We start from the raw sequence: 23,482 nt of genomic DNA, 5'->3' as shown, positions 1-23,482 counted from the left end.
CGGTGAGATCGTTGTCGACCTGGCTGAGGCGACGCCGACGACGACGCGCGACGCGGACCCGGCGGGTCGTGCTGGCCATGCGGTGAGCGTAGGAGTCGTCGTGCGCCGCGGTGCGCAGCCTCGCCGCGCACGAGGCGGACGACGCCCGCCCGGGGTCAGTACCGGTAGACCGTGTCCGCGCGGTGGACGCCTCGCGGGCCGTACGGGGCCTTCTCGAGCCAGACGGAGGCCTCGGGGTCCTCGGGGGCGCGCTCGGCGGCCGCCCTGATCCGTGCGGCGACCTCGGCGTCCGGGCGCAGGTGCGCGAGCGCCTCCCCGGCGGCGTCGCGGTTGAACAGCGCGGCGGACCGGCGCGCGAGGGCGAACGCCTCGACGGGCGTGCGCGCCGCCGGGCCCGACGCGCGGGTCGCCGCGGCGATCGCGATGGCGGCGGCCTCGGCGTCCGGGACCCCCGAGTTGAGTCCGCGCGCACCGAACGGCGCGAACAGGTGGGCCGCCTCCCCCACGAGCAGCACGCGACGGTGCGGGTCGGCGAAGTCATGGGCGACGAGCTGCAGGAACTGGTACGTCGACACCCACGTGGAGCGGTCGGCGTACCCGGGCGGCAGCACCGCGTCGAGCCAGGTGCGGACCCCGTCGTCGGACGCGAGCGCCTCCGGGTCGTCCCCGTCGACGAGCTGCAGGTCCACCCGGTACCCGCCGGCGAACGGCACGACGAGCACGTTGCGCCCGTCGACGGCCGGGTGCGCGTAGTGGAAGTGCCGCTCGCGCGGCAGCGTGGGCTCGTCCTTCTCGGCGACGTCGACGACGACGTACCAGCCGTCGTCCTTGCCGCCCTCCATGCGCGCCCCGACCTGCTTGCGCACCACCGAGCGCGACCCGTCGGCCCCCACGACGTACGACGCGTCCCAGCGGCGGCCGGCGGTGGTGGTGAGCACGACCCCGTCGTCGGTGGCGGTGACCTGCGCGATCTCCTGCTCCCACGCGAAGGTGACCCCCGCCGCGACCGCGCGGGCGTGCAGGTACGCCTCGATCTGCACCTGCGGCAGGCTCGTGAAGTGCGGGTACACCCCGGCGGGCGGGTCCGGGAAGGTCTTGGCGTAGACCTCCTTGCCGGCGTGGAACGTGCGCTGGGTGTTCCAGTAGACGCCGTGCGCGGACAGCTCGGCGCCGAGCCCGGGGCTGATCCGGTCGAGGATCTGCAGGGTCTGGCTGTGCGTGAAGATCGCGCGGCTGCCGGGCCGCTGGCGCCCCTCGGGCCCGGCCTCGAGCACCGTGACGGGGATCCCGTAGGCCCGCAGCGCGAGCGCGGCTGTCAGGCCGACCGGGCCGGCGCCGACGACGACGACGCGGGAGCGGTCGGCCTCGTCGGCGGGGCCGACCCCCTCGGCGGGCTCGGCGGGGGGTGCGCTCAGGCCGGTCATGGTGCTCCTCTCGGGGGTGCGGCCACGACCACGGCGTCGAGCACGAGGGGGCCCTCGGCCGTGATCCGGACCGGGTTGAGGTCCAGCTCGGTGAGGTCGCCGTGGTCGCAGACGAGGTCGCCGACGGTCCGCAGCAGATCGGCGAGGGCCGCGACGTCGACGGCCGGGGCGCCGCGGAAGCCCGCGAGGACGGCCGGCGGCAGCGCCTCGACCATCTCCTGCGCACGCGCGACGGACAGGGGTGCGAGCCGCAGGACGGGCTCGCGGCCGAGGTCGGCGGCCACCCCGCCGAGCCCCAGCAGGACGACGGGACCGAAGGCGGGGTCCCGCACGGCCCCGACGATGAGCTCGGTGCCCGGTGCCGCCTGCTCCTCGAGCAGGTACCGGCGAGGCGTCACGTCGCCGCTCCCTGCCGGGATCGCGTCGATGGTGCCGAGCGCCCGCTCGAGGGCGGTGGCGTCGCCGACGCCCACGTGCACCCCGCCGACGTCGGACTTGTGCAGCACCTCGGCGTCGAGCACCTTGACGACGACCCGCCCGCCGCCGCGCGTCAGGTCCGCGAGCGCCGCGTGCGCCTGCGCCCGGTCCGCCGCGACGCGCCGCGCCGGGGTGCGCACACCCACCGACGCCAGCAAGGTCTTGGACTCGTGCTCGTCGAGCGTGCGGCCCAGCGCCCGGCGGGGCGCCGCCGGCGGGGCGTCCTGCACGCTGCGCCCCCGGGCGTCGGCGACGACCGCGGCCAGGGCCGACGCGAGCTCGCCGGGGCCGGCGAGCATCGGCACCCCGATCGCGGCGAGCGCGTCGCGGTGGGCGGCCAGGGCGTCCGGCGGCCCGCCGCTGGCCAGCAGGACGCGGCCCGCGGCGGGCCCGAGCGCGGCGACGGGGTCGAGGACGCCCGGCTCGTCGAGCGCGTACACCCCGACGACGTCGATGCCCGGGTCGGCCACGACGGCGCCGAGCACGTCGCCGAACGTCGCCGACGGGCGCCCGGTGTCGACCGGGTTGCGCTGGAACGTCAGGGGCGGCAGCAGCTCGGTGAGGCGCCGCTGCGTCGCGTCGGTGAGGGCGGGCAGGGCCAGGCCCCGGGCGCCGAGCGCGTCGGTGACGACCAGGCCCGGGCCGGCCTGCCCGGTGAGCAGGCCGACGCCGACGTCCGCGGCGGCGGGCAGCCGCACCGCCCGCAGCGCGACCAGGGCGGCGACCATCTCCTCGAGGCTGTCCACGACGACCGCCCCGGCCTGCTGCAGCGCCGCGCGGGTGACGGCGTAGGAGCCGGTCAGCGCGCCGGTGTGCGACCGCGCGAACTCCGAGACGTCGGACCGTCCGACCTTGAACGCGACGACCGGCTTGAGCGCGGTGGCCCGCCGCAGCGCGGCGACCAGCGCGGGGCCGTCGGCGACGCCCTCGACGTGCAGGCCCACCGCGGTCGTCGCGTCGTCCTGCGCGAGGTGGTCCAGCAGCTCGGGGAAGTCGACGTCGACGGCGTTGCCGAGGCCGACGCCCAGCCGCAGGCCGACGCCGGCCCGTGCGAGCAGGAACGCCAGGGCGAGGTTCACGCCGCCGGACTGCGCGACGACGCCCACCGACCCCGGCGCGAGGTCCGCCACGGCGGGCATGAAGTTGGCCGTGGTGCGGTCGACCGGGTTCATGAACCCGGAGGTGTTGGGGCCGAGCAGCCGGATGCCGGCGTCCTGCGCGACCCGCACCACGCGCTCCTGGAGCCGTGCGCCGTCCGGCCCGGACTCGGCGAACCCGCCCGCGCAGACCACGGCCGCGCGCACGCCGACGTCGGCCGCCTCCTCCAGGGCCCCGGGCACCGCGTCCGGCGGCACGACGAGCACGGCCAGGTCCACCCCGCCGGACTCGCGCAGGGACGTCAGGGCGGGGCGTCCCAGGACCTCGCCGCCGCGCGGGTTGACCGGGTGCAGCGTGCCGGGGAAGTGGCGCAGCGCCTGGAGCATCGCGTGGCCCGCCTTGCCCGCGTGGGCGGAGGCGCCGACGACGGCGATGCTCGCCGGGCGGAACATCGCGTCCAGCGGCCGGCCGCCGGGTGCGTGCGGCGCGTGACCCGCCGCGGTCGGGGCGGCGCTCACCGGGGGCCGGGCCGGTCGGCGTAGGCGATCGCGCCCTCGTCGGTGACGCCGACCTCCAGGCGGCCGAGGCCCGCGATCTCGACCGCGACGCGCTGGCCGGCGGCGATGGGCCCGACGCCCGCGGGGGTGCCCGTGGCGATGACGTCGCCGGGGTGCAGGGTCATGACGTGGCTCGTGTAGGCGATCAGCTCGGCGACGTCGTAGAGCAGGTCCGCGGTGGACGCGTGCTGGCGCAGCTCGTCGTCGACCCAGCAGCGCAGCTCGAGCGCGCCCGGGTCGGGCACCTCGTCGGCGGTGGTCACCCACGGGCCCAGCGGCGTGAAGGTGTCGAAGGACTTGCGGGTGGAGCGGTCCTCGCCGGAGCGGACCGTGACGTCCAGGACCGGGGTGTACCCGAAGACGTGGTCCAGGGCGTGCTCGGGCGGGACGCAGCGGGCGGTGCGGCCGATGACCACCCCCAGCTCGCCCTCGTGGTCGGTGCGGACGTCGCGGTACGGCAGCCGGATGTGCTCCCCCGGGCCGATGACCGACGAGCTCGCCTTGAGGAAGACCCCGTAGTCGGCGATCGTGCGCTGCTCGTGCATCTCGACCTGGTGGTCGCGGTAGTTGACGGGGGCGCCGACGACCTTGCCGGGCCGGGCGATCGGCGCCGCGAGCCGGCGGGGGTCGAGCGGCTGGGACGGCCACGCGTCGAGATCGAGGGCCTGGAGCTCGGCGATCGACCCGCCGTGCTCGAGGAACGCCAGCAGGGGGCCGCCGGGCCCGGGGCGCAGCCCGAGGGCGTCGGTCAGGTCGACGGACCGGTCGCCGAGCACGGCGTGCAGGCGTGCGTCGTGGGTGCTGGCTAACCTCATCGTCAGTGGCTCCCGAGCTGGCTCGAATGTGACACGACTATCTGCGAGCGACGTAGAATGTGTCAAGCATTGCCACCGGGGGTGGCGCCTGGCGGGAGGGGAGACATCCGTGGCACGGACGACGGAGAGCGAGGGACGCACACCACGGACCCGGGCCGGGTCCCCACCGAGCCTGCTGCTGACGCTCCTCGGCGACTACTGGTGGGGGCAGACCGACCCCCTGCCGTCCGCTGCGCTCGTGGACCTCCTCGCCGACTTCGGCGTCAGCGACGTCGCCGCACGCGCCGCGCTCAGCCGCATGGTGAAGCACGGGCTGCTCGCCTCGACCCGCAGCGGCCGCCACACGTTCTACTCCCTGACCCCTCGCGCGCAGGGCGTCATGCTCGCGGGCGCCGACCGCATCGTCGCGTTCGGCGCCGGGGACCGGGCCGACTGGGACGGCCGCTGGAGCCTCGTCGCCTTCAGCGTGCCCGAGGCGAACCGCTCCGCGCGCGAGGCCCTGCGCACCCGGCTGCGCTGGCTCGGGTTCGCGCCGCTCTACGACGCCCTGTGGATCTCCCCGCACGCCCGCCACGACGAGGCGCTCGCCGAGCTCGGCACCCTGGGCGTCACGCGCGCCACCGCGTTCGTCGCCACCTGCCCCGCCCTGCCGCCGGGGACCCTGACCCCCGAGAGCGCGTGGGACCTCGACGGGCTCGCCGAGCTGTACCGCGGGTTCGTCGCGACCTGGGAGCCGACGCACGCGGCCCTCGGCAAGGGCGCGATCTCCCCCGTCGACGCCCTCGTCCGGCGTACCGAGCTCATGGACGCCTGGCGCGCGTTCCCGGGCGTCGACCCGGACCTGCCCCGCCGGCTGCTGCCGGCGGACTGGCCGCGGGACCACGCCCGGGACCTGTTCCTCGACACGTACGAGCAGCTCGGCGCCCCCGCCTCGGTGCGGGTGCGCCAGGTGATCGGCGGCTACGCGCCCGAGCTCGCCGACCGGGTCGTGCAGTTCTCGGTCGCCGCCGACCCGCCCGGGCCGCGCCCCGCGCCGCTCACGCCGGCGGGTCGAGCGGCGGCAGGGTGATCCCGCTCGGCTGACGGTGCGGCGCGAGCGTGCTCTGCCACGCCTCGCCGATCGCCTCGGCGCTCCACCCGCCCTCGCGGTACGTCACGCCGACCTCCTGCGGCACGGAGTACAGCGACAGCTTGTCCCCGCCGATGCCGATGGCCTGACCGGTCACGCCGGCCGACGCGTCGGACGCGAGCCACACCACGAGCGGCGCGACGTCCTCCGGCCCGCCCAGCGCGTGCTCCTGGCGCACCACGCGCGGCAGCGGCTCGCCCCGGTCGTACGCCGCGGCGACCTCGGCGTAGACGGGGATGGTCGCGGTCATCGCGGTGATCGCGGTCGGGACGACGGCGTTGACGGTGATGCCGGCCCGCGCCAGCTCCAGCGACCACGTCCGGGCCATCGCGACGATCCCCGCCTTGGCGGCCGCGTAGCTGGTCTGGCCGAAGTTGCCGTGCTGCCCGGCGGGCGAGCCGACCAGCACGATCCGGCCGCCCTCGCCGCGCTCGCGCATGTGGACGGCCGCCGCGCGGGCGCACGTGAACGTGCCGCGCAGGTGCGTGTCGACGACGAGGTCGAAGTCCTCGTCACCCGTCTTCCACAGCACGCGGTCGCGCAGCACCCCGGCGTTGGTGACGAGCACGTCGAGGCGCCCGTAGGCCTCGACCGCCGCGGCGACCAGCCGGTCCGCGGTCTGCGTGGGGCCCACGGGCGCGACCACGGCGACGGCCGCACCGCCGTCCGCGACGATCGCGTCGACCGTCGCCTGCGCGGCGTCGGCGTTCACGTCGTTGACCACGACGCCCGCCCCTGCCGCGGCGAGCGCCCGGGCGTACGCGCGCCCCAGGCCCTGCCCGCTCCCCGTGACGACGGCCGCCCGGCCGGTCAGGTCCACGGCCCCGCTCACGCGTAGTACCGCACGATCATCACGGCGACCGCGGCGGGCTTGGACTGCCCCTCGGCCTCGAACGTGTTCTCGTAGACCGCCTGGTACCCGCCCGGCACCTCGGTGACGGCGGTCAGCGTCGACGTCACGCGGATACGCGACCCGACCCGCACGGGCGCCGGGAACCGCAGCCGGTCGAGCCCGTAGTTGATCCCGGTGCCCACGCCGGTCACCTCGACCACCTCGGCCATGAGCGGCACCACCAGCGCGAGCGTGAGGTACCCGTGCACGATCGTCCCGCCGAACGGGGTGCCCGCCGCGTACTGCGGGTCGAGGTGGATCGGGTTGTGGTCGCCCGTCAGGTCGGCGAACCGGTCGACCTGCTCCTGGGTGATGGTGCGCCAGGACGACGGGCCGAACGTCGTGCCGACCGCGGACCTCAGGTCGGCCAGCGGGACCGTCGTGGGGGTGGGCGGCGCGTCGGCGGGCGGGGCTGCGGGGTCGGAGGTCATCGGCGGTGCTCGCTCTCGTCGTCGGGTCGGGTGGGTGGGTGGGCTCGTCAGCCGTCGACGCGCACGACGACGGCACCGGCCGCGTCGCCCGCGGCGCAGCCGGTGAACAGGCCGGTCCCGCCGCCGCGCGCGTGCAGCGCGTGGATCAGCTCGGTCACCGCGCGGGCACCGGTCGGGCCCTGCGGGTGGCCGTAGACAAGGGACGACCCGTACGGGTTCATGCGCTCCAGCGGGTAGCCGGTCTGCTCGGCGAACCACAGGTCGTTGACGGCGAACGGGTTGTGCGTCGTCACGACGTCGAGGTCCGCGACGTCCACGCCCGCGTCGGCGAGCGCGCGCCGCGCCGCGGGCACGGGTGCCCGCGGCATGTAGGCGGGCTCGGCACGCGCGAAGCCGGTCGCGAGGACCTGCGCGGTGATCCCGTCCCGGCCCAGGTCGCGTGCCCGCGCGGCGCTCGCGACGACGACGCCCGCGCACCCGTCGGCGGGGTGCGTCTGCGCGCCGTAGGTCACGACCCCGTCGGGGGCCACGGGCCGCAGCCGGGCCAGGCCCTCGGCCGTCGTCGGGAAGACGCCGTGGTCCTCGGTGACCCACTCCTCGCCGCGGCGCGTCGGGACGCGCACGGGGACCATGTACGCGCGCTGGACCGCCCGGTCGTCGGCCAGCGCGCTGCGGTACTGCTCGTGGCGCAGCAGCGCGACCTCGTCGACCTGCTCGCGCGTGTAGCCGGCGGCGCGCGCGGTGTTCTCGGCGGTGTCGTTCATGCTCTGCCCGGTGGTCGGGTCGAGCTTCATGGGGTCCAGCACCCAGTGCTCGCTGACGGGCGCCCCGCCCGGGCCGCGTCCGCTGCTCCACAGCATGAGCGGGCCGTTGCTGGTGCGGTCGGTGACCACGCCGATCGTGGTGGTGTGCGCACCGAGCTGCACCTGGGTGGCGAGGTGCTCGATGACGGCGGCCGAGGTGGCGCACGCCCGGGAGATCCACGGCCCGCCGTGGTCCCCGGCGCCCAGGCGGCGCGCGACGTTCATGACGCCGTAGAAGGCGTGCTGCTGCGGGACCGTGCAGCCCAGGGTCCACTCGGTGATCTCCTCGGGGGGCAGGCCGCGGTCGGCCAGTGCGCGGCCGGTGACGTCGACGGCCATGTCCAGGCTGTTGAGGTCGGCGAGCGGGCCCTGCCACTTGGCGAAGGGCGAGGTCCAGCTCAGGCCGAACGGGATGTGGACGTCGGTGAACCTCACCGGCCGGCCTCCCGCAGCTCGGTGACCCGCCGTCGCAGCCGGCGCATGTCGACCTTGCCGCTGGGGCTGCGCTCGATCTCTCCCACCACGTAGAGCCTCCTCGGCTTCTTGTACCCGGCGAGGTGCCGGCCCACCTCGTCCTGGACCTGCTCGGCCGTGAGCGCGGCGCCCGGCGCGGTGACGACGACGGCCGTGACGACCTCGCCCCAGCGCGGGTCCGGCAGGCCGAGCACGACCGCGTCGACGACCCCGGGCAGCGCGAGCAGCACCTTCTCGACCTCACCGGGGAACACCTTCTCCCCGCCGGTGTTGACGACGCCCGAGCCGCGGCCGAGCAGCTCGACGTAGCCGTCGCCCAGCACGCGCACCCAGTCCCCCGGCACCACGTGCCGCACCCCGTCGATCACGGGGTACGTCTCGGCGGTGCGCACCGGGTCGTCGTGGTAGCCCAGCGGCATGGCGCCGCGGTAGGCGAGCACCCCGGTCTCCCCGACCTCCTCCACCGGGGTGTGGTCCGGTGCCAGGACGAGGGCCCCGGGGGCGAGCCGCGGCCGGGACGGCAGGTCGTCGGGCCCACGCACGACGCCGTAGGCGAACGGGCCGCCCTCGCTCGACCCGACGATGTCGATGAGCGTCGCGCCGGGCGCGTGGGCGAGGAACCGCCGCTTGAGGTCGTCGGACCACACCATGCCGGAGCTGAGGACCGTGGTGAGGCGTGAGACGTCCGCGCCGGCGCCCGCCTCGAGCGCGTCGACGAGCGGGGCGACGATCGCGTTGCCCGCCACGACGAGGCGGGTGACGCCGTGCTCCGCCATGGCCCGCAGCGCGGCGCGGGGGTCGAACCGGGCCGTGGACAGGAACACCACCGTGCCGCCGAGGACCATCGCGTTCATGACGTTGAACAGCGCGGTCGCGTGCATCATCGGCGGCAGCGGCAGGCACACCGTGCGGGGCAGGTCGTCGCGGGCGGCGATGCGCGTGACGTCGTCCAGCGACGTCGGCGGGTCGACGGGCAGGGCGCCGTAGATCGAGAACAGCTGGCTGTCGAAGAGGTTGCCGTGGGTCCACACGACGGCCTTGGGGCGGCCCGTGGTGCCGCCCGTGAACATGAAGATCCGGTGCTCCGGGCCGCGCTCCTGCGGCGGCAGCGGCGGGGCGTCGAGGGCGGCGGCGAAGGGCGTCCCCGGCGCCGGGGGCGCGTCGGCGGGGGCGTCGTCGGGGACGACCAGGACGAGCCCGGGCAGCGGGCGGCGCGCGGCCGCGTCGACGACCGCGGGTGCGAGGCTCGCGGGGTAGACCAGCGCGGCGGGGCGCGACATCTCGAGCAGCTCGGCGAGCTCGGCGCCCTGGTAGCGGAAGTTGATGTTGACCGGGATCGCACCGATCTTGTACGCCGCGTACAGCGTGGTGAGGTACTCGACGCGGTTGTACATGAAGACCGCGACGGTCGAGTCCACGCCCAGGCCGTGCTCGACGAAGGTCGCGGCGAGCCGTGCGGCGGTCTCCTCGAACTGCGCGTACGTGAGGGCCTCGGCGTCCGTCCGCACGGCCACGCGGTCGGGTACGGCACGGGCCACGGCGTCCCAGATCGTCGCGTAGTTGGCGCGACCGAGGTCACCGGACGACGACGGGACGTCTGCCACTGCTCACATCCTCGTGGGCGGGCCGCGCCGAGCACGCGGCGGCTGCTGACGTGCCGATGGTGCCCGCCGGGCACTGCCGACGTCAAGCATTCTCGTGACGATCGTCAGGCAGATGTCGAATGACGGACCCTGCCGGGCGGTGCGTGGCGCCGTCGGCTCAGCGCTCCAGCCGGCGCGCGAGCTCGTCCCGCGCGGGCCCTGCCAGGACCGCGTGCAGGCGGTGGAATGTCGCGACGGACGCGGCCGCGGGCCAGTCGGGCGCGAGGTGCTCCGCGGGCAGCCGCGGCACCGCCCGCAGCAGGTCGAGCCAGTCCGCGACGAGCGCGGTGACGTCCCGCAGCGCCGACGCGACCTCGGACTCCCGGCCCGACCAGCGCTGCTGGAACTGCTCGTGCCGCTCCCGCATGCCCTCGAGGCGCCACGCGGTCCGCACGCTGCGCGCCGCGGAGAACCCGGGCACCTCGTGCGCCCGGAACGCCAGCAGCTCCAGCTCGTCGTCGTCGCGCCGGTCGGTGACGCCCCCGAGCGCCTGCGCGACGTCCACCTCCCCCGGGGCGATCCACAGCCCGTCGCGCAGCAGCCCGAACCCCGCCCAGGCCAGCTGCGCGCGCACGCGGTGCCGCAGGTCGCGCCGCTTCTCCGGGACGGAGAAGCTCACGAGGGTCCAGCCCGGCCCGCGGGGCGCGAACGGGTCGCGGTCGAAGACGCGGCCCCGCGCCTCCTGCAGCACCCGCTCGCTCTCGGGCGTCAGCCCGTAGGTCACCGTGCGCCCGACGCGGACGGGCGTGAGCAGCCCACGCGCCGCCATCCGGGTCAGCGCGGCGCGCGTCGCGGCCTCGCCGACCTCCAGGTCACCGAGCACGGCGATGAGCACGGACGCCGGCAGGGGGCCGGTCCCGCCGGTCACCATGAGCTCGCCCATGAACGCCAGCAGCAGCTGCTCGGGCCGCCGCCGGGCCTCGGCGCGGTCCGCCTCGGGCACGTCCACGGGCGGCGACGACATGCGCGCGATTCTCGCACGACCCCGGGGCGCCCCACCGGTCTCGAGGCCGCGCCGACTCATTGACACACGTGACATTCGACTGCACGATTGCTGGACGAGTGTCATGCATGGTCCGAGCGCTGGTCGGTCCCGACGGCGAGCGGAGCTGCGCGCCCGTCACCCGAGATTCAACGGAGAATTGAGGACCCCATGAACCGACGTCCCGCTCTCGTGGCGGCGTTCGTCGCGGCGCTGTCGCTCGGACTGGCCGCGTGCTCGTCGTCCGACCCCGCACCACCGGCCGGGACCGCCGCGTCGGCCGCCCCGGACGCCGACTCCCCCCGCGCCGTGACCATCGGCGCCCTGAGCATCAGCGAGACCGCCCCCCTGTGGGCCGCGGTCGAGGCCGGCGTCTTCGCCGAGCACGGGCTCGACGTCACGGTGCAGCCCATCCAGGGCGGCGCCCAGGCCATGCCCGCGCTCCTCAACGGTGACATCGACTTCTCCGTCGGCCAGCCCTTCGGGGCCATGCGCGCGAGCCTGCAGGGCCTGGACGTCAAGATCGTCGCCAACTACGCGCAGAGCCTGGCCGACGGCGACGACATCAACTCGGTCGTCGTCGGCGCGGGCAGCGACATCACCACCCCGGCCGACCTCGCGGGCAGGAAGGTCGCGGTCAACTCGCTGGGCGCCGCCGGCGACCTGACCATCATGGCCGCCGTCGAGGCGGACGGCGGCGACCCCAGCACCATCGAGTTCGTCGAGGTCGCGTTCCCCGACGCCGCGGCCCAGCTCGACGCCGGCAACATCGACGCCGCCTGGGTGCCCGAGCCGTTCGTGTCGATGGTCGTCGGCGCCGGTGGTGCGCGGGTCGTCGACCCCTACCAGGCCACCCTGCCCGGCCTGCCGACGCTCGTCCTGCAGACGACCGGCGCCACCGTCACCGACGACCCGGAGCTGGTCGCCGCCGTGCGCGACGCGTTCACGGAGGCGTTCGCGTGGGCCGAGGACAACGACGACGCCGTCCGGCAGTCGCTCGTCGACGAGATGTCGCTGCCGGAGCCCGCCGCGGCGAACCTGCGGTTCCCGCGGTTCTCGACGCAGATCGACCTCGACGTGCTGCAGGGCCTGGCCGACCTTGCGGTCGAGCACGGGTTCTTCGACTCCGCCCCCGACCTCGACACCCTCGTCGTCGTCGACTGATGCAGCTGACCGACACGGTGGCCGGCCCGGGGCCCGGGGGCGTCGCCCCCGGGGACCCGGCCGGCACCGGGCCCCGGGCGGGCGGCCGCCGCGGCGCGCGCCGCCCCGGGGGCTCCGCCGTGCTCGGGGGCCTCGGGGTCGTCGGCTTCGCCCTCACCTGGGAGGTCGTCGCGTGGGCGCAGGTCGTCGACCCCGCGTACCTGCCGCGCTTCACCACCACGGCCGCCCGGCTGGTCACCGAGCTCGGCGAGCCGCGCTTCTGGTCGGCCCTGGGCGACACCGTCGTCACCTGGGGCGTCGGCCTGGCGATCGCGGTCGTGGCCGCCCTGGTGGCAGGGGCGGTGATCGGCCTGGTCCCGTTCCTGCGGCGCGCGACGCGCAGCACCGTCGAGTTCCTGCGGCCCATCCCGTCGGTCGCGATCATCCCGCTCGCGGTCCTCGTCGCCGGCCTCTCGCGCGAGGCGGCCCTGGTCATCGTCGTCTACGCGCCGTTCTGGCAGGTGTTCATCCAGGTGCTGTACGGCATCGGGGACGTCGACACCGTCGCCGACGACACCGCGCGCAGCTTCGGCCTCGGGCGGCTGCAGCGGCTGCGCCACGTCGTCCTGCCCACGGCCCTGCCGTACGTCATCACCGGGTTCCGGCTCGCGGCGTCGATCGCGCTGGTCCTGACCATCACGGCCGAGCTGGTCATCGGCAACCCCGGCATCGGCCGGCAGATCGACGTGTACCGCTCGGCGCCCGACGCGCCCGGCCTGTACGCCCTCGTGCTGGTGACCGGCGGGCTCGGGCTGCTGGTCAACCTCGTGACCCGGCTCGTCGAGCGCCGGGTGCTGCACTGGCACCCGTCGGTGCGCAGGGAGGCGGCCGCCTGATGAGCACCGTGCGACGCTCCCTCACCTCGGTCGGCTACGCCGCCGGCCTGCCCGTGCTGCTCGTGCTCGCCTGGGCGCTGGCGACCCGGGGCACCGCCAACCTCTACTACCCCGCGCCGTCGCGCGTGCTCGACGCCTTCGTCAGCACCTGGCTCGCGCCCGCCACGCTCACCCGCGACGTGCTACCGAGCCTCGGCCGGTTCGGGATCGGGGTGCTCCTGGCCATCACCATCGGCGTCGTCGCCGGCACCGCGATCGGCGCGACGCCGTGGCTGCGCGCCCTGCTCGAGCCCATGCTCGAGTTCTTCCGGGCCATCCCGCCCGTGGTGCTGGTGCCCGTCCTCATGCTGCTGCTCGGCATCGACGACACCATGCGGCTCGCGGTGATCGTCTCGGGCAGCGTGTGGCCCGTCCTGCTCAACACCATCGAGGGCGTGCGGGGCACCGACCCCGTGCTCACCGACACCTCGCGGTCCTACCGCGTGCGCGGGGCCCTGGCCTACCGCTACGTCGTCCTGCCGGCGGCGAGCCCGCAGATCATGGCCGGGGTGCGGCTGTGCCTGTCCATCGGCCTGATCCTCATGGTGATCTCCGAGATGTTCGCCGCGTCGGCCGGGCTCGGCTACCAGATCGTCTACTTCCAGCGGCAGTACATGATCCCCGAGATGTGGGCGGGCATCCTGCTGCTGGGGCTCATCGGGGTCGCCGTCGCGGCGGTCTTCCAGCTCGTCGAACGACGGGTGCTGCACTGGTACCACGGCTCGAGAGAGGTCGCCCGTGCCTGAGAACACGCCCCTGCTGTCCGTCCGGGACCTGAGCAAGACCTACCAGGCCGCCTCCGGGCCGGTCGAGGCCATCGGCTCCATCACGTTCGACGTGCGCCCCGGGGAGCTGGTCTGCATCGTCGGGCCGTCCGGCTGCGGCAAGACGACGCTGCTCAAGTGCCTCGCGGGCCTGCTGGCGCCGACGTCCGGCTCGGTCACCCTCGACGGCGCCGAGGTGCGCGAGCCGCCCAAGAAGATGGCCCTGGTGTTCCAGGAGTACGGACGCAGCCTGTACCCGTGGCTGACCGTGCGGGACAACGTGGCGCTGCCGCTCAAGGCGCGCGGCGTGCCCAAGGCGGAGCGCCAGGCCCTCGTCGAGCGGGCGGTCGAGGAGGTCGGGCTCGGGCACGCCATGACGACCTACCCGTGGCAGCTGTCCGGCGGCATGCAGCAGCGCGTGGCCATCGCCCGGGCCGTGGCCTACCAGCCGGAGATCCTCGTCATGGACGAGCCGTTCGCCGCCGTCGACGCGCAGACCCGCGCGGACCTCGAGGACCTCGTGCGGCGCGTCTGGAAGGACCTCGGCGTCACCGTCCTGTTCGTCACGCACGACATCGACGAGTCCGTGTACCTCGGCGAGCGCGTGCTGGTGCTCTCGTCGTCGCCGACGTTCGTGCAGGAGGACCTGACGGTCGACCTGCCCGCCGAGCGCGACCAGCTCACGACGCGCGCGCTGCCGCGGTTCACCGAGCTGCGCACGCACGTGTACGAGCAGATCCAGCGCGCGAAGCGGGGGGAGGCGGTCGCGGCGACTCCGTGACGACGCCCCCACCGGGCGCCCGAGATCGACCAGACGGGTGTCAGGCGATTCGGGCAGGATGTGCCGCATGTACCTGGCGTACGTCGACGACTCGGGCGACTCCAAGCACGGGACGACGTTGACGGCACTGCTGGTCGAGCCACAGCACTGGGCCGGGCTTCTCGACGCCTGGCTGACCGGAAGGCGCGAGGTCCACCAGCAGTTCGGGGTGCGCAAGCATGCCGAACTGCATGCGACCGCGCTCTACAAGGGCCGCGGCCGGTTCTGCGAGACCGCAGAGCAGGAGAAGCGGTTCGGGACGGGCCTCCGTGCAGCGACTGGTCGCATCGTGCTCAGCCACCTCTCCCGCTTCGATGAATTCCACGTGCTCACCGTGGGGAGCCAGGTCGTCTCGAAGCCGACCCTGTACGCGATGTTCGTCGCCCATCTCGAAGATTGGGCTGCCGCCACGGACACCCGCCTGATGATCTTCTATGACGGCCAGCAGGGGCTGCCACGCCGCGGAGTTGATCCCACTCCTCAGGAACGAGCCGAGCTCTGGGACCGCGCGGTCCGCGACGCCACGCCCTACCGCCAGGTCCATCGCGGCCTGGACATCACGTCCCGGCGCGTGGTCGAGGACGTGATCATGCAGGACAGCCGGTACAGCCAGCTGATCCAGGCGGTCGACCTCATCGCCTACGGCGCGTATCAGCATCACCGACAGCACCACCCCGAGATCTGGGGGGCGGACGTCAAGCCCGTTGCCGACGCCATCAGGGCGTACATGACCACGAAGGCACACTGGGTCCACGCCGAAGACAGCGGCGGCGTCGCCTGGCTTCCTGCGTAACGCAAGAACCCCCGGCCGAGGCCGGGGGTCCGCGAGGTGCAAGACCCCTTGAGAGCCCACGAGGGGCACATGGGGCCTTGCGGAGAGCCACTCTACCGGCTGTGCGACCGTCGCACAGCGTCACCTCCCGGGCACCTGCTTCCCGGCTATTTCTCGCGGTTCGTCTGCGTCAGCCCCGGTGGTGGCTGCGGGCTCCAGCCGGGCTCCGGCTCGCTCGGTGGCAGGCCGCGCACCACGTGGATCCGGTCCACGACGGTGACGACGCCGAGCACGACGACGGCCAGACCCGCCGCCGCGACGACGTCCTTCAGGAAGTGGTAGCCGAGGTACAGGCGGCTCAGGGCGACCGCAGCGGCCCCGACGACACCGACGACCAGCCAGCCGACGACGACCCGGAGCGTGCGGTGCCGGCTCGCCACGAGGTACCCGGCGACCAGCAGGAACGTCGCCGTCCCGATGGTGTGGCCGGACGGGAACGACCCGGTCGTCTCCGAGCCGGGGATGTACATGGTCTCCTCGGGCGGGCGGGGCCGGGCGACGAGCCCCTTGACCAGCAGCGAGAGCAGCGTGGAGCCGATCATGGCGCCGGCGAGCAGGAGCGGGCGCCACCACTCGCGCCGGAGCACACCCCAGGCGACGCACGCGACGAGGACGATGATCGGCACCACGGTCGGACCCGTGACGAACGTGAGCGCGGCGAGGACCGCGGTCAGGGCGTCGCTGCGGACGCCCACCAGGAACTCGAGGACCGGCCGGTCCCACAGGGAGAAGTCGTCGCGCTCCCGGACCGCGTCGAACATGCCGCCGAACACGAGCAGGCCGAGGGCCACGAGCACGACACCCGGCAGGACCGCCCGGAGCGGGGCTGGTCGGCGTACCACGCGAGCAGACGGCGCGGCGGGTCTCCGGCTGGCATCCAGCCACGCTACCGGCGCGCGTCGCGGATGGCTCCCTGACGGCTCAGCTGCCGGAGCCACCACCCAGGATCCTGGTCAGCAGCCGCTGCAGCGTCTCGCGCTCCTGGCGGGTCAGCGCGGACGTCAAGATGTCGTCCACGCGCGGCCACCGGGACGAGGTCGGCGAGCACCGCGAGCCCTCCATCGGTGAGGCGCATGACGCGGCGTCGTCGGTCGGCTTCCGCCCGCTCGTGCTCGATCAGCCCGCGCGTCTCCAGCCGCGCAACGAGCCCCGCCACGGGCAACCGGTAGGGGTAGATCGAACCGTCGCGCGGCCAGAGCAGTCAACTCCCCATACTGCGCCAGGCCGACAATGCGGCGACGGGCCCAGACATGGGGTCACGGAATCGCACGCATCAATGTCCCGAATACTCGTCACCAAGCCCACCGAGAATTCCACCCCTCGACCCACTCGACAGCACCCCATTGCGCGCCCAATGGCAACGGAGGCGGCCACGGCTACGCGCTGGACGCCCATAAGGACATCTGAAACCGAAACTATTTCTCTCGGGATCCACGCCTAGTGCTCAACCCGGCGGCACGCGCCCAGCCGAAGAACGAACGACCGACGAGATCCTTTGTCGAGTCGGTCCAAGACGCATTGTAGGCCCCTTCGAAGACAGCCCCGGCCGCAACGGCGCGAAGCCCGCTATCGTTTGTCAAAGCGGCGATCGCGTCGCGCCCACCCGGGACTCCTTCGAGCATCTGACGCAACGCCTGTGTAGACAGCACTCCGGCATCAAATAGGCCAGGCGCGACGCGATACTCGCCTGGACTTACACCCGAGGCAACGAGCGCACCAAGAGTCACGAGTTGGGTAAGATACTTTCGCTTCTCGCGAGGCACCTGATAAGAGGGGTCCTCCTGCAGTTTCGATAGTATGTCGATAGCAGGCCCTGGAGCTAGCGTCGGAAAGACACCGCGCTTGATAGTGGCAGGCGTCTTCGTCGTCAGGCTCCCCACCCCCGAAGAACCGTCGGGCGCAAGAATAAAGGCGTTGGCGTCTGGCAATGCGAGACCGGCATAAGCGCACCAAGCCAAGAACGTTCTAGCGTACGTGACCCAGGTGTTAGTAGTTCCCGACACGGCGGGAAATGCTTCCTGAAGGCGGCGAGCAAATAGAGATGCCGCCACGCGCCCCTGCCCGCGCTCGGCCAATTCAATGAATATTGTCCAGGCCTTATGCCTGCGTAGAGCACGTGCAACACGGGTACGAATTTCGCGTTCAGAATCCACAGCCTCGGCGATCTCGGCAATCAGGTCCACGCGCCCCGATTCTGAGCGCGCGAGGCCAAGCTGCCGAAGCTCCCGCGCAGTGTTCCATACGACATTCTCAGTCGTGTCCCACGATTCAGCTATAGCCGACGTCGCTGCTCCGCCACCCTGCGCTAGGAGTTCCGAGACCAGACGGGCAACAGAGTTAGGACTCTGTCGAAGAATGTACGAATCCTCGATTGGCACTCTTCCTGTGTTCAGGTAATCTCGGAATATATCCCAGTACGTATCGAGTTTCTCACCGACCTGGACTACGAGCCGCTGATTCAGCAGAGATTGGACCAAGGATGCCTGAAAACGCTCCGTGACTTCACTCGCCTGTGCCGGTGCAAAGCGCGCGACAAAGTTCAGGCACTCACGCTCGCCAGGACTCAGCCCGGCGAGGTCCGAAACAAAGAGGTCCTGGACGTTGAGGGCTTCACTAATCAATTGCTCCTGGGTCTTGCCACGCTTAAACTCGCCGAGGAGGTGCCCTGTGAGTTTCTTAAGCAGCCAAGGGAGTCCTTGACTGTACTCTCGCAATCGTTGACGCAGTTCACGGGAAAGCGCGACTCCTCCCGCCTGCTCGAGCCTCCGCAGAATTGTGTCTACCTCAGCTGAACCGAACGGCTGGAGCGTGACTACGGTCGCCACCTCTCGAATCTGGTCGCGCAGCCGGAACGGGTGCGTCTCGATCCAGTCGACATAATCGGTCTTCCACGCGAATCCGACTGTGATGTGCGAACGATTCTCGGAAGTCCAGAGCGCTACGTCGCGGAACTCCGCTGTCAGAGCGGTATCCGTGAATACGTTCTCGAACTGATCAAAAATGACGAGGATTCGCTTATCGGGCGACCACTCAGCCCGATCGATGGTTGCGAGAGCACCCTCGGTTGTTGCCCAGGTTGCGTCCGCAGGTAGTTTCACAAGTCCCCGGACTTGCGCAGTGAGCGCAGCATGGCGCAAAGCCCCCGCCACGTAAGTAGGGGCTCCTGCGGTCCGCGTATCGAAAACGAGGCCCACGCCTTCAACGGTCGATGCGACCTTGAGAGCGAGCGAACTCTTGCCCCAGCCGGACTGCGCGTTGAGGACGAACGGCCCCCCAGCGTGGGCCACCTTGTCCTCAATCCGGTTGACGGCATCACGTCTTCCGACGAAGTACTTTGGCGATGCCGGGAGTTGGTACTCGAAGTCTGACCCGGAGCCGTGAACCTCCACTATCACCGGCGCCGTATACCCTGACACTGGGGCGCTGGTTGAGGCGCCGTAAGCGACTACAGGGAGCCCACGGGCATAATCAGACTCATCCAATTGCCGCAAGACGGAATCAGGCACGCCCCCCCGATTTTTTGCATTCACGACTATTCGTCTGCCAGTTCGGGTCTCAGGGTCGAGTTCAATCGCCGCGCAGTATATGCCTGAACTATGTACCACCAAGGCTTGGTCGCTTACATTCTCGCCCGAGATCGGATCTGTAAGGCCGCGACGCTGCAGGAGATCCCAAATGTCGCCTGCTGTATAGGCGAAGAACCTTGGGTCATTCTTCCTCACGCTCTCAACAAATTGAGCCGCATCGGCTGTGAGTCGAGGGATAGCGAATAGAAAGCCGTCCAGATTCGTCTGCTTGAACCGGAGTGCCGTCAAACGGCCGTAGAACGCCGTTGCTTGATTAACGTTGATATTGGTCGCGAGAGCCTTGCACTCTGCTACCGCGTGTGCGTCGTTCAGATCATGCTGTGCGGAGATGTCGACTTCGAATCCGTCGGCTCGAACGTTCAGTTTCGACTGTGTCGGCTCCTTGTATCCAAGTTGATGCATCACCCGAGCCATAAACGACTCGAACAGATGACCTCGAGCATTGGCCTGAGATCCGGCGTCGTCGCCTTCGGCTAGTAGAATGATGACGGGGTCTTGAACGACAACCTGGCTCAACATGATGCTTCCTCTCGCTCCTGGTCGGAGCGTAGATGTCAGCGACCGGCCACGGAAGATGCCACGCGGTCCGATGCCATCGACGCACGACTGGGTGCTTGTCCTTGGCGTTGGGTCTCGGTCTCGAACTTGACACGCCAGGCCTCTGGGACTGCAACACCCTCACCTGTTCGAGCCGCGCCGGTTGATGACGGTGGGCGCTCTACGCCAGGAGCTGGAGCAGGAGCAACGTCTTGAAGCAGGCAAGGCGGGGCGCTGGCCGTCGCGCTCGCCCCCGAGTGCCGTACGGCCCGACGCGCATCATCGCCGGCGCGGCTCCCGCCGACCGTCGATCCTCTAGGGATCCGCGGGCGTTTGCCCGCGAGCAAGCACCAGGACCTTGGTCAGCAGACGCTGTAGCTCCTGACGCTCATGCGTGGTCAAGCCCAGAGTCAGGACGTCGTCCACGCGCGCGGCCGCCGGGACGAGGTCGGCGAGCACCTCGACGCCCTCGTCGGTGAGGCGCACCACGTTGCGGCGCCGGTCGACGTCCGCCCGCACGCGCGCGACCAGCCCCCGCGCCTCGAGCCGCGCGACGAGCCCGGCGACCGTCGACCGGTCAAGGTCGAGGTCGTCGCACAGCTCACGCTGACTGGCCTCGCCGCGGATGTGCAGGACGTTGAGGACGCCGAACTGCACGTTCGTCAGCCGGGTCCCCACCTCCTGCGCCCACGCCGCGAGGTGCACCTGCTGCGTCCGGCGCACGAGGAACCCGGTGTGGTGGGCGAGGTCGATGGGCTCGGTCACGCGGCCATGCTGTCAGCCCACCCGGCCCTCCGTCCCGCCCTCGGAGCCGTGTGGCCACATATCTGCCCACTTGTGGTGACCGCGGAGCAGAGAACTGACCACTTCCGGGCCGGCAGGGCTCAGAGCCAGCGGGGTGGGTCGGGGACGGGCGTGCCGTCGGGGGTCGTCAGGAGGTGGGCGCCGCCGCGGCCGGTCGCCCACCGTGCGAGGTCGGCGGCACGTCCGCGCACGTGCACGGCGCCGGCGGCCGCACCACCGTCCGCACCGGCACCCGCAGCCGCCCCGTCCCGGTCCGTCGGCTCGAGCACCGGCGCGGGTCCGGGCCGGGCACGCCACATCCGTGCGACGTCGGCCAGCAGCGCGTCGACGAGCTCGGGCGGGAACTGCCGGTACGACGCCCCGTTGGCGAGGTCGACCGCGTGCACCCACACCTCGCGCGTGCGCATCCACACGGTCTCGCTCGCCGGCACGGTGCGCCCCAGCGCCGTGCGGACCGGCGCCTGCCACGCGTCGGGCGGCAGGTCGCGCCACTCGACGTCGAGGTGCACCGCCGCGTGCGCCGACAGGCTCCGCAGCGCCCGCGCCGGCAGCGTCGCGCCGTACGCGATCTCCGCGTCCCGCTCCTCGCGCGACGCGTACATCGGGGTCTCGACGCCCGTGGCGGCCCACTCGGTCAGGCGGGTCAGGGCCCGGGCGTTGAGCCCGACGTGCGCGACGACGTGCCGGCGCGTCCACCCGGGCACGAGCGAGGGCGCGTCGAGCTCGTCGTTGGCCAGCTCGTTGAGCTTGCGCGAGAAGTACGCCTGACCGCGCCGGGCCAGCAGCAGGGCCGCGCGCAGGTCCGGGTCGGCGGTCCGGTCGGTGCGTGCCGGCACGTCAGACCTCCGCCACGACGTCGTTGCGCAGCTCGCCGAGCCCGCTGACCGTCGTCGTGAGGGTGTGCCCCGGGTGCAGGTAGCGCGGGGGCTTGCGTGCGTGCCCCACGCCTCCGGGCGTCCCCGTGGCGATGACGTCACCGGGCTGCAGCGTGAGGATCTGCGAGACGTAGGCGACCAGGGCGGCCGGGCCGAAGACCATGTCGTCGACCGCGGTGTGCTGCACCTGCTCGCCGTCGACGAGGGTGCGCAGCTCGCCCGTCGGCGGTCCGTCCGCCACCGTCAGCCACGGCCCGAACGGCGTCGTCGCCTCGAAGGTCTTGCCCTGCAGCCACTGCGCCGAGCGGTACTGGTAGTCGCGCATGGTCACGTCGTTGAGCACCGCGTAGCCGGCGATCGCAGCGGCAGCGGCGGCCTCGTCGAGCCGGCGGGCCGGGGCGCCGAGCACGACCGCGACCTCGCCCTCCCAGTCGACGGCGTCGGCCGCATGCGCGGGCAGGACGATCGGGTCGAACGGGCCGATGAGCGCCTCGGGGTACTTGGCGAACAGCGTCGGGAACGCGGGCAGCTCGCGGCCCATCTCGAGGATGTGGTGGCGGTAGTTGAGCCCCACGCACACGATCTTCGAGGGCCGCAGCACGGGCGGCGCCCAGGCACGGGGCTCGACGTCCGCGAGCGCGTGACGGCGTCCGCCGGCGGCCGCGGCACGCTCCCGCCAGTCGGCAGCCGCCAGCAGCGCACCGACGTCGGCCACGCCGGGCAGCTCGACGGCCGCGTCGTCGTCGACCCGGACGACGACGGTGGTCATCGGCGCCTCACCGGGTGCGGAGAGGCGCAGCGTCCCGAGCCTCATGCCAGGTCCTCGTTGCGCTGCCCGGGCACGTAGGTGCGCGTGAAGTGCAGCCGGTCGACGATCGGCCCGTCGGTGAACCGGAACAGGTCGAACTGCGTGTCGGCGTGCAGCGACCACGGCACCCAGCTCGGGACGACGAACAGGTCACCGGTCTCGACGCGGTGCTCGGTGCCGCCCAGCACGACCGTGCCCTCGCCCTCGAACACCTGCCACACCGCGGAGCCGACCTCGTGGCGTGCGGGCGTCTCGGCACCGGCACGCAGCCGGTGGAACTCGCAGCGGATGGTCGGCATGACGTCGCCGCCGGTCGTGGGGTTGGTGTACCGGATCGCGGCGTGACCCTGCTCGACGGTTGCCGGGTACCCCTCGTCCTCGAGGCGCAGCTGCTCGGTGAGCGCGCGGTCGGTGTGCTCCCACCGGTAGGCGGACAGCGGCGAGCTCGTCTGGTCCTGCAGCCCGGACAGGGGCCGCAGACCCGGGTGCGCCCACAGCCGCTCCGAGCGCGAGACGTCCGGCGACGCCTCGTCGGTGACCCGCTCGGAGCCGAACTCGAAGAACCCGACGTCGGCGTAGTGGGAGAAGGGGACGTCGAGGCCGTCGATCCAGGCCATCGGCTGGTCGGTGTCGTTGTGGTGCCCGTGGAAGTTCCAGCCCGGCGTCAGCAGCAGGTCACCGCGGCGCATGGCGACGGGGTCGCCGTTGACGACCGTCCACACCCCCTCCCCCTCGACGACGAACCGGAACGCGTTCTGGCTGTGCCGGTGCTCCGGGGCGGTCTCGTGCCCGCCGAGGTACTGGATGGCGCACCACAGGGTCGGGGTCGCGTACGCCGTCCCGGGGAGGCCGGGATTGGCCAGGCCCATGGCGCGGCGTTCCCCACCGCGACCGACCGGGACGAACTCACCGGAGCGCTCGGCGATGTCGTACAGGGCCTTCCACCGCCAGACGTGCGGGACGGCCTTCGGGGACGGCGCCATGGGCATGAGGTCGTCGCGCTGGGTCCACAGCGGGGCGAGGCTCTCGGCCTCGAAGTCGGCGTAGAGCTGCTGGAGCTCCGGGGTGTCGGCGGTGCCGTCCATCTGGTCCACGGTGCGCTCCTTCGGTGGCGTCGTCGCCATTCGTTGGTCTACCAACGATAGTGCGCCGCGACACCCGGAGGAAGTGCCGGGGCCGACTCTGCCCGGAGATGCCCCCTAGGCCCCGCGCCCCCGGTCCCGTCGACCGACGATGAACCCCACCGCACCGCTCGTGGCGACCAGGCCGACGACTGCCGCTCCAGCCGCCCACAGGTGCGTCGAGGTGACGACCAGCCCGGGCGAGTAGGTCGCCTCGGCCAGCGGTGCGTAGGCGAACCAGCCGAGACTCTCGTCACCTCGGTTCGTCAGCAGGACGGTGACCCCGACCACCACCAGGACCAGTCCCACGACCAGGACGACCGAGGCGCGACGACGAGAGGACACGCGACGAGGGTAGGGGCACGCCCCTCCGCCGTCCGCCACGACAGGTCGCGTGCGTCCGACCCCTCCAGCTCGCGGCGCACCACGACGCGTGGACGGTGGCCGCTGCGACCCGTCGTCGGCGCGGCGACCTCGAAGCCGCCGGCCTCGAACAGGTCGACCCCGCCGACACCCACCGCCCCGCCGCCT

At 72.5% G+C, this 23,482-nt stretch carries 21 protein-coding genes; 6 read left to right on the top strand and 15 right to left on the bottom strand.

From position 1 onward, the window contains the following. Positions 1-155 precede the first annotated feature (155 nt). From Cph01nite_RS05135 to Cph01nite_RS05125, 3 genes are read right to left on the bottom strand one after another with little or no spacing between them, the layout of a single operon-like run. Positions 156-1,424, bottom strand: a complete 1,269-nt coding sequence (locus tag Cph01nite_RS05135; RefSeq protein ID WP_203671759.1) for an FAD-dependent monooxygenase — start codon at positions 1,422-1,424, stop codon at positions 156-158. Then, positions 1,421-3,517, bottom strand: coding sequence for an acetate--CoA ligase family protein (locus tag Cph01nite_RS05130; RefSeq protein ID WP_239069041.1), 2,097 nt, complete (start codon positions 3,515-3,517; stop codon positions 1,421-1,423). The genes Cph01nite_RS05135 and Cph01nite_RS05130 overlap by 4 nt, the downstream gene beginning before the upstream one ends. Beyond that, complete coding sequence (locus Cph01nite_RS05125; RefSeq protein ID WP_203671757.1) at positions 3,514-4,371, bottom strand: fumarylacetoacetate hydrolase family protein; 858 nt, start codon at positions 4,369-4,371, stop codon at positions 3,514-3,516. Before Cph01nite_RS05125 ends, Cph01nite_RS05130 begins: the two co-directional genes overlap by 4 nt. 109 nt (positions 4,372-4,480) lie before the next feature. On the opposite strand from Cph01nite_RS05125, the gene Cph01nite_RS05120 reads away from it, so the two are divergent. After that, positions 4,481-5,440 (top strand): PaaX family transcriptional regulator, encoded by a 960-nt coding sequence (locus Cph01nite_RS05120; protein ID WP_203671756.1) that lies wholly within the window; start codon positions 4,481-4,483, stop codon positions 5,438-5,440. Here the strand turns inward: Cph01nite_RS05120 and Cph01nite_RS05115 are convergent. The 5 genes from Cph01nite_RS05115 to Cph01nite_RS05095 all read right to left on the bottom strand — a co-directional run bounded on the left by Cph01nite_RS05115 (position 5,409) and on the right by Cph01nite_RS05095 (position 10,707). After that, complete coding sequence (locus Cph01nite_RS05115; protein WP_203671755.1) at positions 5,409-6,332, bottom strand: SDR family NAD(P)-dependent oxidoreductase; 924 nt, start codon at positions 6,330-6,332, stop codon at positions 5,409-5,411. The genes Cph01nite_RS05120 and Cph01nite_RS05115 overlap by 32 nt on opposite strands. Further along, complete coding sequence (locus Cph01nite_RS05110; RefSeq protein WP_203671754.1) at positions 6,329-6,823, bottom strand: MaoC family dehydratase; 495 nt, start codon at positions 6,821-6,823, stop codon at positions 6,329-6,331. Before Cph01nite_RS05110 ends, Cph01nite_RS05115 begins: the two co-directional genes overlap by 4 nt. Positions 6,824-6,870: 47 nt before the next feature. Continuing rightward, positions 6,871-8,061: a thiolase family protein gene (locus Cph01nite_RS05105; RefSeq protein WP_203671753.1), complete on the bottom strand. Its 1,191-nt coding sequence runs from the start codon at positions 8,059-8,061 to the stop codon at positions 6,871-6,873. Then, positions 8,058-9,704, bottom strand: coding sequence for an AMP-binding protein (locus tag Cph01nite_RS05100; RefSeq protein WP_203671752.1), 1,647 nt, complete (start codon positions 9,702-9,704; stop codon positions 8,058-8,060). Before Cph01nite_RS05100 ends, Cph01nite_RS05105 begins: the two co-directional genes overlap by 4 nt. Positions 9,705-9,861: 157 nt before the next feature. Further along, a complete protein-coding gene (locus tag Cph01nite_RS05095; protein ID WP_203671751.1) occupies positions 9,862-10,707 on the bottom strand; it encodes a PaaX family transcriptional regulator in 846 nt (281 codons plus the stop codon). 189 nt (positions 10,708-10,896) lie between these two features. On the opposite strand from Cph01nite_RS05095, the gene Cph01nite_RS05090 reads away from it, so the two are divergent. The 5 genes from Cph01nite_RS05090 (at position 10,897) to Cph01nite_RS05070 (ending at position 15,180) form a co-directional block, all read left to right on the top strand. Continuing rightward, positions 10,897-11,889, top strand: coding sequence for an ABC transporter substrate-binding protein (locus Cph01nite_RS05090; protein WP_203671749.1), 993 nt, complete (start codon positions 10,897-10,899; stop codon positions 11,887-11,889). Continuing rightward, positions 11,889-12,764: an ABC transporter permease gene (locus tag Cph01nite_RS05085; RefSeq protein WP_239069040.1), complete on the top strand. Its 876-nt coding sequence runs from the start codon at positions 11,889-11,891 to the stop codon at positions 12,762-12,764. The genes Cph01nite_RS05090 and Cph01nite_RS05085 overlap by 1 nt, the downstream gene beginning before the upstream one ends. Continuing rightward, complete coding sequence (locus Cph01nite_RS05080; protein ID WP_203671747.1) at positions 12,764-13,549, top strand: ABC transporter permease; 786 nt, start codon at positions 12,764-12,766, stop codon at positions 13,547-13,549. Before Cph01nite_RS05085 ends, Cph01nite_RS05080 begins: the two co-directional genes overlap by 1 nt. Next, the gene (locus Cph01nite_RS05075) at positions 13,542-14,348 is read left to right on the top strand and encodes an ABC transporter ATP-binding protein (protein WP_203671745.1); all 807 of its coding nucleotides are present in this window, start codon (positions 13,542-13,544) and stop codon (positions 14,346-14,348) included. Before Cph01nite_RS05080 ends, Cph01nite_RS05075 begins: the two co-directional genes overlap by 8 nt. A 67-nt stretch (positions 14,349-14,415) precedes the next feature. Then, complete coding sequence (locus tag Cph01nite_RS05070) at positions 14,416-15,180, top strand: DUF3800 domain-containing protein (RefSeq protein ID WP_203671743.1); 765 nt, start codon at positions 14,416-14,418, stop codon at positions 15,178-15,180. A gap of 146 nt (positions 15,181-15,326) precedes the next feature. Here Cph01nite_RS05070 and Cph01nite_RS05065 read toward each other — a convergent pair whose 3' ends face one another. From Cph01nite_RS05065 to Cph01nite_RS05030, 7 genes are all read right to left on the bottom strand, one after another. Then, entirely contained in the window at positions 15,327-16,061 is a 735-nt protein-coding gene (locus Cph01nite_RS05065; protein WP_239069039.1) for a phosphatase PAP2 family protein, read from the bottom strand. A gap of 573 nt (positions 16,062-16,634) precedes the next feature. Then, a complete protein-coding gene (locus tag Cph01nite_RS05055) occupies positions 16,635-19,325 on the bottom strand; it encodes an nSTAND1 domain-containing NTPase (protein WP_203671739.1) in 2,691 nt (896 codons plus the stop codon). Between the two features lie 333 nt (positions 19,326-19,658). Continuing rightward, the gene (locus Cph01nite_RS05050; RefSeq protein ID WP_203671737.1) at positions 19,659-20,108 is read right to left on the bottom strand and encodes a MarR family winged helix-turn-helix transcriptional regulator; all 450 of its coding nucleotides are present in this window, start codon (positions 20,106-20,108) and stop codon (positions 19,659-19,661) included. Positions 20,109-20,227: 119 nt separating this feature from the next. Further along, positions 20,228-20,983, bottom strand: a complete 756-nt coding sequence (locus Cph01nite_RS05045; RefSeq protein ID WP_203671735.1) for a maleylpyruvate isomerase family mycothiol-dependent enzyme — start codon at positions 20,981-20,983, stop codon at positions 20,228-20,230. 1 nt (position 20,984) lies between these two features. Next, positions 20,985-21,836, bottom strand: a complete 852-nt coding sequence (locus Cph01nite_RS05040) for a fumarylacetoacetate hydrolase family protein (RefSeq protein ID WP_203671733.1) — start codon at positions 21,834-21,836, stop codon at positions 20,985-20,987. Beyond that, the gene (locus Cph01nite_RS05035; RefSeq protein WP_239069054.1) at positions 21,833-22,915 is read right to left on the bottom strand and encodes a cupin domain-containing protein; all 1,083 of its coding nucleotides are present in this window, start codon (positions 22,913-22,915) and stop codon (positions 21,833-21,835) included. The genes Cph01nite_RS05040 and Cph01nite_RS05035 overlap by 4 nt, the downstream gene beginning before the upstream one ends. Before the next feature lie 114 nt (positions 22,916-23,029). After that, positions 23,030-23,296 (bottom strand): hypothetical protein, encoded by a 267-nt coding sequence (locus Cph01nite_RS05030; RefSeq protein ID WP_203671729.1) that lies wholly within the window; start codon positions 23,294-23,296, stop codon positions 23,030-23,032. Positions 23,297-23,482 lie beyond the last annotated feature (186 nt).

The sequence above is a fragment of the Cellulomonas phragmiteti genome, assembly GCF_016862775.1.
Taxonomy (GTDB): Bacteria; Actinomycetota; Actinomycetes; order Actinomycetales; family Cellulomonadaceae; genus Cellulomonas; species Cellulomonas phragmiteti.
This window is presented reverse-complemented; position numbering and strand designations above follow the sequence as displayed.

Excerpts from the sequence above, each read along its gene's own strand:
- Cph01nite_RS05135 (WP_203671759.1), bottom strand. The coding sequence starts at position 1,424 with ATGACCGGCCTGAGCGCACCCCCCGCCGAGCCCGCCGAGGGGGTCGGC.
- Cph01nite_RS05125 (WP_203671757.1), bottom strand. The coding sequence starts at position 4,371 with ATGAGGTTAGCCAGCACCCACGACGCACGCCTGCACGCCGTGCTCGGC.
- Cph01nite_RS05110 (WP_203671754.1), bottom strand. The coding sequence starts at position 6,823 with ATGACCTCCGACCCCGCAGCCCCGCCCGCCGACGCGCCGCCCACCCCC.
- Cph01nite_RS05095 (WP_203671751.1), bottom strand. The coding sequence starts at position 10,707 with ATGTCGTCGCCGCCCGTGGACGTGCCCGAGGCGGACCGCGCCGAGGCC.
- Cph01nite_RS05090 (WP_203671749.1), top strand. The coding sequence starts at position 10,897 with ATGAACCGACGTCCCGCTCTCGTGGCGGCGTTCGTCGCGGCGCTGTCG.
- Cph01nite_RS05085 (WP_239069040.1), top strand. The coding sequence starts at position 11,889 with ATGCAGCTGACCGACACGGTGGCCGGCCCGGGGCCCGGGGGCGTCGCC.
- Cph01nite_RS05080 (WP_203671747.1), top strand. The coding sequence starts at position 12,764 with ATGAGCACCGTGCGACGCTCCCTCACCTCGGTCGGCTACGCCGCCGGC.
- Cph01nite_RS05070 (WP_203671743.1), top strand. The coding sequence starts at position 14,416 with ATGTACCTGGCGTACGTCGACGACTCGGGCGACTCCAAGCACGGGACG.
- Cph01nite_RS05055 (WP_203671739.1), bottom strand. The coding sequence starts at position 19,325 with ATGTTGAGCCAGGTTGTCGTTCAAGACCCCGTCATCATTCTACTAGCC.
- Cph01nite_RS05040 (WP_203671733.1), bottom strand. The coding sequence starts at position 21,836 with ATGAGGCTCGGGACGCTGCGCCTCTCCGCACCCGGTGAGGCGCCGATG.
- Cph01nite_RS05035 (WP_239069054.1), bottom strand. The coding sequence starts at position 22,915 with ATGGACGGCACCGCCGACACCCCGGAGCTCCAGCAGCTCTACGCCGAC.